Raw genomic sequence first — 14,101 nt, forward strand, 5'->3', positions numbered from 1 at the left:
ATCGCTACGTAATAATCTTCAGAATGCTTCATTGAAATTAAGTGTAATAAACTTTTTAAATAATAAATAACTACTCTCCTCTATTCTCTTCTTTTATTTAAGAGAGGATTTGGTGTGGGAAGTATAGTAAGTGTGTGGGGCTACGATGGTCTCATGCACTTATTTTATTTGTGTATGTTAGGAATATATATAAACAAGGAATTGGAACTTTAATTTTTGTATTGGTATAGTATAATATAAAGGTATTTTAAAGGACTGGAATGTTTCGAACGATGTGGATTGTTCGAAATTTCATTTTTAAGTAAAGAGTGCAGAATATGAAGAATTAGACTGAAGGCACTCTAAAATATAGCGTAAGTTGTCGGAAGTAGAAAGGATGAGCCGCTTGATACGAATGAGTGTATTGGCGAGTGGTAGTACAGGGAATGCCACTTATGTTGAAAGTGAAAAAGGCAGTCTATTAGTAGATGTTGGACTCACTGGTAAAAAGATGGAAGAGTTATTTAGCCAAATCGATAGAAATATGAAAGATTTGAATGGTGTTTTAGTCACTCATGAGCATAGCGATCATATTAAAGGTTTAGGTGTTATTGCACGTAAATATGGCTTACCTATTTATGCGAATGAGAACACTTGGAAAGCGATTGAGAAGAAAGACAGTAAAATTCCAATGGACCAAAAGTTCATTTTTAATCCATATGAAACGAAATCTATTGCAGGTTTTGATATTGAGTCATTTAATGTTTCTCACGATGCGATTGATCCGCAATTTTACATCTTCCACAATAATTATAAGAAATTTACGATGATTACAGATACTGGTTATGTATCAGATAGAATGAAAGGTATGATTCAAGGTAGTGATGCGTTTATCTTCGAAAGTAATCATGATGTGGATATGTTACGCATGTGCCGATATCCTTGGAAGACGAAACAACGTATTTTAAGTGATATGGGACATGTATCAAATGAAGATGCTGGACTTGCGATGACAGACGTTATTACAGGTAATACAAAACGTATTTATCTTTCACATTTATCTCAAGATAATAATATGAAAGAGTTAGCGCGTATGAGCGTAGGACAAGTATTAAATGAACACGATATAGATACTGAAAAAGAAGTACTATTATGTGATACAGATAAAGCACAAGCAACACCAATATATACATTATAAATATTTTTAGACCATCGACCTACTTATAAATTTGGTATTTGTAAGTAGGTTGTTTTTTATTTATTGAGTTAATTATCTAATAATTTGGACTATACATGATTATTCAAAAGAAACCTTATAATAACAAGATTTAGCTTAAATCTGTGAATAAATATTTAAGACTTACTTAAAGTTATCCCCAAAATTGAAAGAAGTTATCCACTTTTGTGTATAATACACACAGAAATACTCACATTATTCACAGACTTATCCACATATATACAAAGATAATCACATAAAATGGGGATATTTTTTAAAAATATAGCTTACTTCGTATACATTACTGTTATAATTAGAGGGAATTCTGTTAACAAGTTGATAACTTGTGGATAAGTAGGATAACTATTAACATCTATGGAGGATTTTATGAAGATAACAATCTTAGCTGTGGGTAAATTAAAAGAAAAATACTGGAAACAGGCTATATCAGAATATGAAAAAAGATTAGGTGCGTATTCCAAAATTGACATTATTGAAGTAACCGATGAAAAAGCACCTGAAAATATGAGTGAGAAAGAAATTGAACAAGTGAAAGAAAAAGAAGGCCAACGCTTACTAGCTAAAATTAAACCACAAGCTACTGTCATCACATTAGAGATACAAGGAAAAATGTTGTCATCAGAAGGATTAGCTGAGGAAATGCAACGACGTATGACACAAGGACAAAGTGACTTCGTCTTTGTGATAGGCGGATCAAATGGATTGCATGAGGACGTCTTAAAACGCAGTAACTACGCACTTTCATTCAGCAAAATGACATTTCCACATCAAATGATGCGCGTCGTCTTAATCGAGCAAGTATATAGAGCATTTAAAATCATGCGAGGCGAAGCATATCATAAATGATGCGGTTTTTATTAATTTATTGATTAAAAGTAAAGCATACAATATTAATTATTATCAAATTTTGATATATTTAAGAAAAGATTAAGTTTAGGGTGGAAAAATGAATGGCTTATCAAAGTGAATATGCATTAGAAAATGAGGTACTCCAACAACTTGAGAGTTTAGGATACGAACGAGTAAACATACATAACGTTGAACAACTACATGATAATTTTCGAAACATTATCAATGAACGTCATAAGGATAAATTAAATGGGAAACCGCTGACGGATCGTGAGTTTGAACGTTTAATGACGGGAATTAACGGTAAATCTGTATTTGATAGTGCAATGCAATTACGCGATAGTTATGTACTTAAACGTGATGATGATACTGATTTATATCTGAATTTCATGAACTTAAAACAATGGTGTCAGAATAAATTCCAAGTAACCAATCAAATCAGTGTGAAAGATAAATATAAAAGCCGTTATGATGTGACAATTTTGATTAATGGTTTGCCATTAGTTCAAATAGAATTGAAGCGTAGTGGGGTAGCGATTACGGAAGCATTTAATCAAATTGAGCGTTATCGTCGTCAAAACTATACGGGTTTATTCCGATACATACAATTATTTGTCGTTAGTAACAAAATGGAAACACGCTACTACGCCAATAGTGATCGTGAAATCTTTAAGGGACAAATGTTTTATTGGAGTAATGAACAAAATGAGCGTATTAACTATCTTAAAGACTTTATTGAAGACTTCTTAGAACCATGTCACATTGCTAAGATGATTAGTCGTTATATGGTCGTCAATGAAACAGACAAAATTTTAATGGCATTACGTCCTTATCAAGTCTATGCGGTTGAGGCCATTTTAAATCGTGCGTTAGAAACAAATAACAATGGTTACATTTGGCATACCACAGGTAGTGGTAAAACACTGACTTCATTTAAAGCGAGTCAATTATTATCACAAGAAGAAAATATTAAAAAAGTGATTTTCTTAGTCGACCGTAAAGACTTAGATAATCAAACGTTAGCTGAATTTAATAAGTTCCAAGAAGACTCGGTTGATTTTACGGATAATACGCGTAAATTATTGAGACAATTAGCCGATCCAACTTTACCTTTAATTGTGACAACGATTCAAAAAATGGCGAATGCAGTGAAGTCCAATCACTCAGTAATGGAATCATATAAACAAGATAAAGTGATTTTTATTATTGATGAGTGTCATCGTACGCAATTCGGAGATATGCATCGTTTAATTAAGCAACATTTTGAAAATGCACAGTATTTCGGATTTACGGGGACACCACGTTTTGAAGAAAACAAGAGTCAAGATGGCCGAGCTACAGCGGACATTTTTGACAAATGTTTACATCACTATCTCATTAAAGACGCTATTAGAGACCATAATGTCCTTGGATTTTCAGTTGAATACAATCAAACGTTTAATTCACATGACGACTTAGACGAAGAATATATATCAAAAATTAATACCTCAGAAATTTGGATGGCAGATGAACGTATTGAAGCTGTTTGTCGACATTTGATTTCAAATTATCACAAGAAAACAGATAACGGAAATTACACGTCTATGTTTGCGGTTCAAAGTATTCCAATGGCGATTAAATATTATGACATATTCCAAAGACTGAAAACCGAAGGTGTTCATGATTTAAATGTTGCAACCATTTTTACGTATCAAGCCAATGAAGATACACAAGAAGGTGAAAAACAGGAACATTCAAGAGAAATTCTCGACCGTATTATGAATGATTATAATCAAACATTTAAAACGAATTATAATACGGATAATTTCGAAGGCTACTTTTCTGACGTATCTAAGCGTATGAAAGAAGTTGTTCGTGATGACAAAATCGACATTCTCATTGTTGTTAATATGTTTTTGACAGGCTTTGATAGTAAAAAGTTGAATACTCTTTATGTCGATAAAAACTTGAAACATCATGATTTAATTCAAGCCTATTCAAGAACGAATCGTGTAGAAAAAGAGCGTAAACCTTACGGTAATATTGTGTGTTATCGTGATTTGAAACAACAAACCGATGAAGCGATTGAGATTTTTTCACAAACAGATAATACCGATACGGTGTTAAGTTTATCGTATGAAGAATACTTAGGAAATTTTAAAGATATCTTAAAAGAAGTCTTTCAATTAGCGCCAACCCCTTTAGATGTCGATAGATTAGAGGCCGAGAATCTGAAAAAAGAATTTGTCATTGCATTCCGTGATTTATCTAATACACTCATCAAATTAAAAACCTTTGATGAATTTCAATTTACAGAAAATGAACTCGGGATTGCAGAACAAACCTATGAAGATTATAAAGGGAAATACTTAAATATCTATGAAGACGTGATACGTGGTAAAAAAGTAGATAATGATGATGCTGTGTCCGTTTTAGATGATATTGACTTCCAAGTTGAATTAATGCGCAATGATTTGATTAATGTGAAGTATATCATGGATTTAATAGGTCAAATTAATCTATCTGACGTGAAAGCACGTGATGAAAAACGTCATCAAATTCATAAGTTATTAGATAAAGCTGATGATCAACAATTACGTTTGAAAGCCGATTTGATTCGTAGTTTCTTAGATAAAGTTGTGCCATCATTAAAAGAGGATTCAGATATTAATGAAGCTTACTATGAATTTGAAGACAAAAAAAAAACCAAAGAAATTGATGCATTTGCAGAACAAAAAGCCTTTTCTGCTATGTTACTTAACGAAGCTGTTAATGAGTATGAATATAGTGGAAATATTGACCGTAAATCTATCGGTCAAAATATTTCAGAACCTTTTATGAAACGTAAACGAAAAACCGACCAAATTATACAGTTTATTGAAGATACTGTTGAAAAATATGGTATGGTTGAATAATTTTTATAAAATCCTTGTATTTTTTCTTTACTACAAGGATTTTACATTATATACTTAGTCTGTAGTAATAAAAAAATACAAAAAGAAGGTGAACAAAATATCGCAGCTATTTACATTTCATAATGGTTCATTAATTAATAGACTTGAAGTTGTAGAAACATCTCAAGGGGTAACATTACCGATTTATGACCAACGTATGATGGAGTTCGATGAGGGAGTGTTTCAACCGACAACACATCAGCCTAAGCATGTAACATTAAGCACAACACATCAAGCCAAGATAGTTCATACGGGTGATATCGTGATTAATATGATGACGAGTGAGTGTGTCATTGTGAGTCAACAACATCATGAAAGTATTCTCCCTTATAATTATACGCATATTGAGATTGATACAGCACATATCGATGTTAACTATTTTGTCTATTGGATGAATGCTTCATCTCAAGCGAAGAGTCAGTTAAATCAATTTAAACAAGGAGGTTCATTAGTTAAAAAATTAACATTGAATCAACTTAAACAACTTAAGATGACGCTACCTCCATTAGAACAACAACAACGTATAGGAAAACTTAATGAACGACGTAGACATTTAAAGTATTTACAAGCGAAACGAACTTATTTGATGGACCAATTTTTATCAGAATATTTATTTAAGGAGGACATTTAGATGTCAACAACGGAAAAACAAAGACAACAACAAGCCGAATTACAAAAGAAATTATGGAGTATTGCGAATGATTTACGTGGGAACATGGATGCAAGCGAGTTTAGAAATTATATTTTAGGGCTCATCTTTTACCGCTTTTTATCAGAAAAAACAGAAGAAGAAGTGGCTGAGTTATTAAAAGAAGACAATATTTCATATGCAGAAGCATGGGAAGATGAAGAATATCGCGAAGCGTTACAACAAGAGTTAATCAATTTAATTGGTTTTGTAATTGAACCTCAAGATTTATTTAGTCATCTAATTCAAAAAATTGAAACTCGAACATTTGAAATTGAAGATTTGCATAAAGCGATTAATAAAATCGAAGAATCAACACGTGGTGAAGACAGTGAAGAAGACTTTGATCATTTATTCGCTGATATGGATTTAAACTCCACACGTTTAGGTAATACCAATGCAGCACGTACGAAACTTATTTCAAAAGTCATGGTTAATTTAGCTACACTTCCGTTTGTGCATAGTGATATTGAAATTGATATGTTAGGGGATGCTTATGAATATTTAATTGGCCAATTTGCAGCCAATGCAGGTAAAAAAGCGGGAGAATTCTATACACCACAACAAGTGTCTAAAATTTTAGCTAAGATTGTGACAACGAATAAACCTAATTTAAAAAATGTGTATGATCCAACATGTGGTTCAGGTTCATTATTGTTACGTGTTGGGCGTGAAGCCGATGTCCGCTTCTACTATGGTCAAGAATATAATAATACCACATTCAACTTAGCACGAATGAATATGTTACTGCATGATGTGAACTATACGCGTTTTAAAATTGATAATGATGATACCTTAGAAAATCCTGCTTTTAGAGGAGAAAAATTTGATGCAGTAGTAGCTAATCCACCTTATAGTGCGAAATGGAGTGCCGACCCATCATTTTTAGACGATGAACGCTTTAGTGGTTATGGTAAATTAGCACCTAAGTCAAAAGCAGATTTTGCCTTCATTCAACATATGATTCATTATTTAGACGATAATGGCACAATGGCTGTCGTTTTACCTCATGGCGTACTATTCCGTGGTGCAGCTGAAGGAACGATTCGTAAATATTTAATTGAAGAAAAGAACTATTTAGATGCAGTGATTGGATTACCAACAAACCTATTTTTTGGGACAAGTATTCCAACCAGTATATTAGTATTCAAAAAATGCCGAGAAGATAGTGATAATGTATTATTCATTGACGCTTCACAATCATTCGAAAAAGGAAAAAACCAAAATCTATTGACAGATGAAGATGTTAATAAAATCGTCGAAACGTATCGTCATAGAGAAACGATTGATAAATTTAGCTATGTAGCCTCGTTAGATGAAATCAAAGACAATGACTATAACTTAAATATACCAAGATACGTCGATACATTTGAAGAAGAAGAACCGATTGACTTAGATTTAGTTCAACGACAATTGTCAGATATTGATAAAGAAATTTCAGAGGTTGAATCAGAAATCAATGATTATCTTAAAGAATTAGGAGTGTTAAAACATGACTGAAATAACAAATGCTCCCGATCTAAGATTTCCAGAATTTAATGATAAATGGCAAATGATGAATTTATCTAATATTGTTACTACTATTAAAGGGAATGATAACCAAATAGATTTACCTATACTAACAATTTCAGCAAAATATGGTTGGTTAACTCAAAAAGAAAGATTTTCTCAAGTAATTGCTGGGAATAGTTTGAAAAGATACACAAAAGTTAGTAGAGGTGATTTATCTTATAATAAAGGGAATTCAAAGATAGCTAAATATGGGATTGTATACAAAATGAATTATGATGAAGCACTAGTACCTAATGTATACAAGAGCTTTAGACCTCATAAAGGAATTAATAGTAGTTTTATTGAAAAATATTTTCATACTAAAAAATTAGATAGACAACTCAGAAAATATATAAGTTCTACTGCTCGAATGGATGGTTTACTTAATATAAGTGACAATGACTTTTATAAAGTAAACATATATATACCTAATAGCTTTGAACAAGAAAAAATAGGTGATTTCTTTAGCAAACTCGACCGACAGATTGAATTAGAAGAAAAGAAATTAGAATTGTTTGAGCAACAAAAGCGTGGTTATATGCAAAAGATTTTTTCACAAGATTTAAGATTTAAAGATGAAAATGGAAATGAGTATCCTAATTGGAAAAAGAGAAAAATTCAAGATTTAATGGAAGTTACTTCTGTAAAAAGAATTCATCAGTCAGATTGGCAGACAAATGGTGTTCCTTTTTTAAGAGCAAGAGATATTGTGGCTTATAACAAAGGAGATAAAATTGAAGAGCCTTTATTCATATCTTATGATAAATACAATGCACACAGTAAAATATCAGGAAAAGTTGAAAAAGGTGACTTACTAGTAACTGGTGTAGGTACAATTGGAATACCATTTTTAATAAAAGATAATAAACCATTATATTTTAAAGATGGAAATATTATTTGGCTAAAAAATCAAAAAAAATTGAATGAAAATTTTCTATTCTATTCTTTTCTAAGTACAAGTATTCAAAATTATATAAAAAGAGTAGCTGGTGTAGGTACTGTAGGTACATTTACAATAAAAAATGCGAAGAAAACACCAATATTTGAACCAATAAAAGAAGAACAAGAAAAAATTGGTAATTTCTTCAGTAAATTGGATGAATTAATTAATAAACAAAATCAAAAAATTGATGGATTGAAAAAACGTAAAAGAGGATTTTTACAGAAGATGTTTGTGTAATTCTGATAAACTCCTATTATGTAATGTAAAGTAATAAAAAAGATCCTCTCTTTTTTATTTTATTATTAATATATGATTTAGAACGCTATTAACTTATAAATAAATCTTTCATTAGCGTATTAAATTTTTAAATTGCAACGTTGAAACTTTTGTTGAAATAAATGTTACTATCAAAGTAATAATGCTAATAATTTATCTATATTTATTTAAAAATACACATTAAGTAATAGATACCATAATAGTAATACATGTTTTGCATTCTTCACTAAGTAGTGTTACAATTTAATTAACAAGAATATCTGCATTTTATGCACCAATCCCCTCACTACTGCCATAGTGAGGGGATTTTTATTGGCGTGGCTTAGTCGCCTATTTATCATCACGTTTTCGAAGCCAATATGAAAACAACGCGACGATACAACCACTTGCTGCCGTGGTCATGATATTAACAAGAATATCTGCCATTTTTAGCACCTCCTCTCTGCGTCTGACATAACGCCTGAGAGATAGGCGACTTTTATATTATATCATCAGTAATGAGCAAGTTACAGAGAACTTTTAATAAAGAGAATTATATTAATTGAAAATAGCAAAAAAATTAAATAGAGAGCATCCTTCACCGCAAAGTGAAGGATGCTCTATTTTTATTGTAAGTAATATAATTTTCATTTTAATAGATAATGGTTAATAATTGTCTGTAAATCATTATTAAGTACCGTTGTTATAGAGTCATCATCCATAAAATCATCATAGATTTTATCCAATATTTCCTCATCTTTAATTGATGTAAAATGATGTACTAGTCCTTTTACGATAGATATATAATTTTGAGATGCTAAGCAACTAGCAACTGTTCGCCAGTCTGATTGTGTAGTGTCATGGTTCATAGATAATCCTCCTTTTATTTCAATGTCCATTTTTGACGCGCTTTAGGATTGAGTGGATGCATGATTTCATTTGTTGCTGGGTTTATAAGCTTTTTAATTTTCTTTTTGTGAGGCTTCAACATTTCCATCACTTGCTCAACACGTTCGACGACAACAGGTCGTTTCGCATAAGCACCATAAGCTAGAATCACTGTGTCACTTTCGCTTATCGCTTTCATCAAGTGGATGTCTGTGTGTTTATCATAAGGTTCTTTAATATGTTTAAGGTTCTCTGGGGTTTTAATATTAGAGAATAGATTTACAAGATATACAGCACCATACTGTTCAGAATTCGCTAATTGGTTAAGGATAAGAACAGTTGTAAGATCGAGTGATAATACGCCATCTAAATGAGGGTACATCGTTATCACTGTACAAGCGGGTTTCTTTTCATCCCATGTTTTCTTGAGTAAGTAGCGGTGTTGTTCATCATCGCTAAATATGGCTTCTGTGTGTATCGTACTTTTGATTGTATTCATCATCGTCACTCCTTTTAGTATTCTTCTGGTAAAAGCATCACATAATAAAAAGCGTCCACGTCATCTTCACGAATGACGTAGACTTTCTTAGGTAATGCGTTTTGATTTTTTTCATAGTTTGTATAGTGATATTCCAATTTGTATGCGGGTTGTTCTTGTTCATGCGTAATAGAGAGTATATTATCATCTTCTTGTAGTTTAAAAATGTGTAGGTAATCTGTATGAGGTTGATTGTCTCGATCTTTTACCATATTCCAAAGTAGTATTTGAAGGTCTAGAGATAGGTGTTCACTAATGCCTCTTGTGATGTATCGATTGATTTTCATATTATTTTACCTCGTCTTGAATTTCTTTCATGATGATAATCGCTTGGCTAATAATCGTAACAGATATTTGTGCCACTTTGATCCAATTATTCACGGTCATTCCCTCCTTGTTTTAGTAAATGACGTTCATCGATAATCGTACTTTTAGTATCTGTCAGGTATAGAAAGTCCATATCAAAATGATCCAAATAACCAATACTGATGAGTTGGCTATTGGCGTACATAAGGAATGGATAGATACTTAGCTCATGTAGCTCATCATTATAGTAGGTATAAGTTTCAAGTGTAAGATGTGCAAGTGGGGTATGGTCTACAAAGCGAGTAGGAAGTATATTTTCTGCTGCGTCTTCTAACGCTTCACATTCCCATGTTTCGTTGTTAGACAGTTGGAATAGACGAGTTATATATTGTTTGAGTTCTTGAGTGGTTGTTTTCATATCATTGCCTCCTAGATAGTGTGATAGCGATGTATTTCATATACATCACCGAGATAATATATATTTGATTTATCATTTATTACGAATCCCGGTGGGAATAAGAGAAAATTCCATATAAAAACCCGCTACAAACGTTGGTATAACAAGGAAATCCCGGAATCCCACTCATTTTGACGAACAATCAACTCATTATTTATAGGTATTGATGATATGTGTAGGTCTCTCTCTGCTTCTATATATATATTATTTATTTATAAAAAATAACGGGATTTTGGGATTGTGCTTGCACAATCCTTCTGCTTCTTCGAATCTGCAAATCCCATTCATTTCCCGTTAAAAAATCATTGTGGGATGTTCTTTAGCAATTTCAATATAAACTTCGTGTAGTTATGAAAATAATTACGACAATGACTGTTTTATTAGATAAGTGTTATTGAAATTGATAAAGAGAATTCTAAAAATGGTTAGATAAAATAAGTGAAAGAATAGTAGTGTAGTTATTGTTTATTCAATAGTTATATATATAGTTTGTGGCAAAAATAAAGACGAAGTGCTAAGGAGCACTTCGTCAAGTGGACGGTTATTAAATAGTTGTTTGATAATTTCATTATTCAGTTTAAGCGTAACATAAAATTGCTTCTTATGATGTTCATGGTTTCGGATATCAATACGATCGATAACCGTCAGATAGAGTGATTTCAACTGAGATTTCTCTAATTTGTCTATATCTTTGAATATTGCTTGTAGTACGTTGGCAATCATATCAGCATCATAATGTGGAGCTTCTGCTTGTTTATCTTGCTCTAGTTGATGGATTTGATTATTTATTTGATTCAATTCATCTTGATAGTTAAGTATTGTTGGTTTCAATACGCTATCTAAGTCAGGTGAGTCTTCAATGGTTTTCGTTAATGTATGCATTTTGGCTTTTAGTTCTTCACATTGTGACTGTTTATAGGCAATATCATGATTCAAAGAAGATTTATCTATTTGGCTTTGTTCATTTACTTTTTCAACCAATTGCTTCAATACCTTTTTACTTTTGATAATTTCCAATATCTGGTCCATAACATATTTTTCTAATACATCTGCTCTAACACTATTGGCTGAACATACTTTAGAACCTTTGTTTCTAAAATTGCTACATGAATAATATCTGATTCTTTTCTTAGTGCCATCTTTTAATGTATTGGTCGTATTACTTGCCGCCATGGCTGCGCCACATTTTGGGCACTTTACAATCCCAGTAAGTAGATTGGTCCCTTTACCATGAACTTGTGGTTTCTTGCGACTCTCTTGGCGTTTAAACTGTACTTTATCCCATAAAGCTTTATCAATAATAGGCGCATGCTTACCATCTGCGATAATCGGTTCCTCATTGAGTCCTTTTCGTCTTTTATCGCTCCAGTGTCTATACTTCGCAAACTGTATCTTTCCAATGTAAAAAGGGTTTGAGATGATATAAGTAATGGACGAAATACTAAACGGTTTCCCTTTCTTAGTCACATAACCTTTATGATTCAATGTGTTCGCAATCTTACGATAACCGTGACCTTTGGCGTATGACTCAAAAATATATTTAACAATATTTGCTTCATGTTGATTAATCATAAGCTCTTTTTTACTCTCAGGTACTTTATCATAGCCTAAAGGTAAATTACCTTGGTAATAACCTTCAATAGCACGTTGTCTTTGGCCATTAAACACGTTTTCTACAATAACGTTTCTTTCAAATTCTGCGAAGCTCGCTAAGATTTGGAGCATCAACTTACCTGTGGAGCTCGCAATTTCTATTTTTTCAGTTAGACTAAAAAATTCAACATTAATCTCATACAATTCTTCGACAATATTTAATAAATCTGAGGTATTTCTAGCTAAACGAGTAGTATTATATACCATAATACCATCTAATTTACCTCCTTTAGCATCTTTTAACATACGTTGTAGTTCAGGACGTTGCGTTGTTTTACCTGATATACCACGATCGGTATATTCATCAACGACTTCATAACCTTGAAATTGACAATACTCTGTAAGTTGATTTAATTGACCATGGATACTGTAACCATCCGTTTGCATTTCAGTTGATACACGTGCGTATAATCCAATACGTTTCTTTTTGAGTTGTGTCATATGACTTCATTCCTTTCAGGAGTTATTAAATGCGATTGTTCAACGATATTGAGTGGACTGTTTTTAAAGTAGATTCCTTGTAATTGTTTAGTTTGAGTTATTGTAATGTCATCAATCAAAGGTGCTATGATTTCTAATGTCAATTTATCTTTGACTACATGACGGATTGTTTCAGCAATTTGATTGGATGAATAATTAGAGTAACGTTCTTCTCTTTCAAAGCCAGCAGATAACCGTTTAAATGTTTCTATATCAATTTGATTTTGTGCTAGTTTTTCGATGAGTTGTTCTTGTGTTAGATGTGATTGTCTGTGTTTCATTTGTTGGTGTTTTAGAGCTTTTAGTATTGTCTCATTTAATTTGTCATGAAATGATTGATTGCCACAGTATACTTTACAAGTGTTTAGGACCTCTGTTTCAATCATTTGCGCATTGATGCCTTTAAATGGACACGTATGATAGGCTTCATTCATATTTTTAGGACAGACATAGTAACGTAGAGAACGATGTTCTTTTTTTATCGTTAAGTTTGTTAATGTTGATTGACAGTAAGGACATTTGATTCGTCGCTTTAACTTATTTCTAGAATTGGATCGATTGTGTTGTTTATGAATACGACGCTCTTGTGCTTCCTCAAACGTATCAACATTAATAATAGGTGGAACGATATCATTAAACGTTCCATATTTATTAATGACACGACCACAATAGTTAGGGTTCAAGAGAATATTTCTAACTTGATAGGGCTTACGAGAAATAAAATTCATATCTTTATCCAGCTTTTGAGAAATTTTCTTGTAACCAAGTCCTTGTAAATACCAACGATAAACGGCTTTGATTGTCGGTGCTTCTTCTGCATTTACAATAAAGTGACCTTTGCTGTAGTGATAACCAAAAGGGGCGTGTGTTGTAATCAACTTACCTTGTTTGGCTTTTTCTCTTATCCCATTTCGTGTTTGTTCGCTGATGTTGTTCGATTCCATTTCTGCTAGACTCATGAGTATGTTTAAGCGAAAGCAATCAAACTCTTTAGACAAATCAAAATATCCATCGTTAACACTGATGATTGTGACGTGATGCTTTTTACAAATTTCAAAGAATTGTATAGCATTTTTGAAATTACGATGGAGCCGATTTAGCCGATAGCAACATAATACTTTACACTCTCCAGATGTAATCACTTCTACCATTTTTTGATAGCCTGAACGCTTTGTATGTCCACCTGTTTTTTTATCATCATAAAATGTTACATTGGACCATCCATGTTGCTTAGCAGTGTCTATAATGAGGGATTTCTGAGTCGCTAAGCTTTGTTGTTTGAGTGTACTTTGACGTACATAAGCAATGGCTTTTTCCATTTTATACACCTCCATAGAGATAATA

The 14,101-nt window shown here is 32.3% G+C and carries 13 protein-coding genes; 6 read left to right on the forward strand and 7 right to left on the reverse strand.

Annotation, left to right across the window (positions count from 1 at the left end; all coding sequences use genetic code 11):
• Positions 1-376 precede the first annotated feature (376 nt).
• From HYI43_00115 to HYI43_00140, 6 genes are all read left to right on the forward strand, one after another.
• Positions 377-1,177: an MBL fold metallo-hydrolase gene (locus tag HYI43_00115; GenBank protein UDI77031.1), complete on the forward strand. Its 801-nt coding sequence runs from the start codon at positions 377-379 to the stop codon at positions 1,175-1,177.
• Positions 1,178-1,582: 405 nt separating this feature from the next.
• Positions 1,583-2,062, forward strand: coding sequence for a 23S rRNA (pseudouridine(1915)-N(3))-methyltransferase RlmH (gene rlmH / locus HYI43_00120; GenBank protein UDI77032.1), 480 nt, complete (start codon positions 1,583-1,585; stop codon positions 2,060-2,062).
• Between the two features lie 104 nt (positions 2,063-2,166).
• Complete coding sequence (locus HYI43_00125) at positions 2,167-4,959, forward strand: type I restriction endonuclease subunit R (GenBank protein UDI77033.1); 2,793 nt, start codon at positions 2,167-2,169, stop codon at positions 4,957-4,959.
• Positions 4,960-5,047: 88 nt separating this feature from the next.
• Positions 5,048-5,629, forward strand: a complete 582-nt coding sequence (locus tag HYI43_00130) for a restriction endonuclease subunit S (protein ID UDI77034.1) — start codon at positions 5,048-5,050, stop codon at positions 5,627-5,629.
• Positions 5,630-7,186, forward strand: coding sequence for a type I restriction-modification system subunit M (locus tag HYI43_00135; protein ID UDI77035.1), 1,557 nt, complete (start codon positions 5,630-5,632; stop codon positions 7,184-7,186). It begins immediately after the preceding gene.
• Positions 7,179-8,417, forward strand: coding sequence for a restriction endonuclease subunit S (locus tag HYI43_00140; GenBank protein UDI77036.1), 1,239 nt, complete (start codon positions 7,179-7,181; stop codon positions 8,415-8,417). Before HYI43_00135 ends, HYI43_00140 begins: the two co-directional genes overlap by 8 nt.
• Before the next feature lie 369 nt (positions 8,418-8,786).
• On the opposite strand, the gene HYI43_00145 is transcribed toward HYI43_00140, so the two are convergent.
• The 7 genes from HYI43_00145 to HYI43_00175 form a co-directional block, all read right to left on the reverse strand.
• The gene (locus tag HYI43_00145) at positions 8,787-8,882 is read right to left on the reverse strand and encodes a type I toxin-antitoxin system Fst family toxin (GenBank protein UDI77037.1); all 96 of its coding nucleotides are present in this window, start codon (positions 8,880-8,882) and stop codon (positions 8,787-8,789) included.
• A gap of 200 nt (positions 8,883-9,082) precedes the next feature.
• Positions 9,083-9,304, reverse strand: a complete 222-nt coding sequence (locus HYI43_00150) for a hypothetical protein (GenBank protein ID UDI77038.1) — start codon at positions 9,302-9,304, stop codon at positions 9,083-9,085.
• 14 nt (positions 9,305-9,318) lie between these two features.
• Positions 9,319-9,822 carry a DUF1643 domain-containing protein gene (locus HYI43_00155; GenBank protein UDI77039.1) on the reverse strand — a complete coding sequence of 168 codons (504 nt, stop codon included), beginning with the start codon at positions 9,820-9,822 and terminating at the stop codon, positions 9,319-9,321.
• Positions 9,823-9,836: 14 nt separating this feature from the next.
• Positions 9,837-10,148, reverse strand: coding sequence for a hypothetical protein (locus HYI43_00160; protein UDI77040.1), 312 nt, complete (start codon positions 10,146-10,148; stop codon positions 9,837-9,839).
• 86 nt (positions 10,149-10,234) lie between these two features.
• Positions 10,235-10,585, reverse strand: a complete 351-nt coding sequence (locus tag HYI43_00165; protein ID UDI77041.1) for a hypothetical protein — start codon at positions 10,583-10,585, stop codon at positions 10,235-10,237.
• A gap of 504 nt (positions 10,586-11,089) precedes the next feature.
• Positions 11,090-12,718: a recombinase family protein gene (locus HYI43_00170; GenBank protein UDI77042.1), complete on the reverse strand. Its 1,629-nt coding sequence runs from the start codon at positions 12,716-12,718 to the stop codon at positions 11,090-11,092.
• Positions 12,715-14,076: a recombinase family protein gene (locus HYI43_00175; protein ID UDI77043.1), complete on the reverse strand. Its 1,362-nt coding sequence runs from the start codon at positions 14,074-14,076 to the stop codon at positions 12,715-12,717. Before HYI43_00175 ends, HYI43_00170 begins: the two co-directional genes overlap by 4 nt.
• Between the last annotated feature and the right edge of the window lie 25 nt (positions 14,077-14,101).

The organism is Staphylococcus taiwanensis, from assembly GCA_020544305.1.
In the GTDB taxonomy this organism is placed as follows: domain Bacteria; phylum Bacillota; class Bacilli; order Staphylococcales; family Staphylococcaceae; genus Staphylococcus; species Staphylococcus taiwanensis.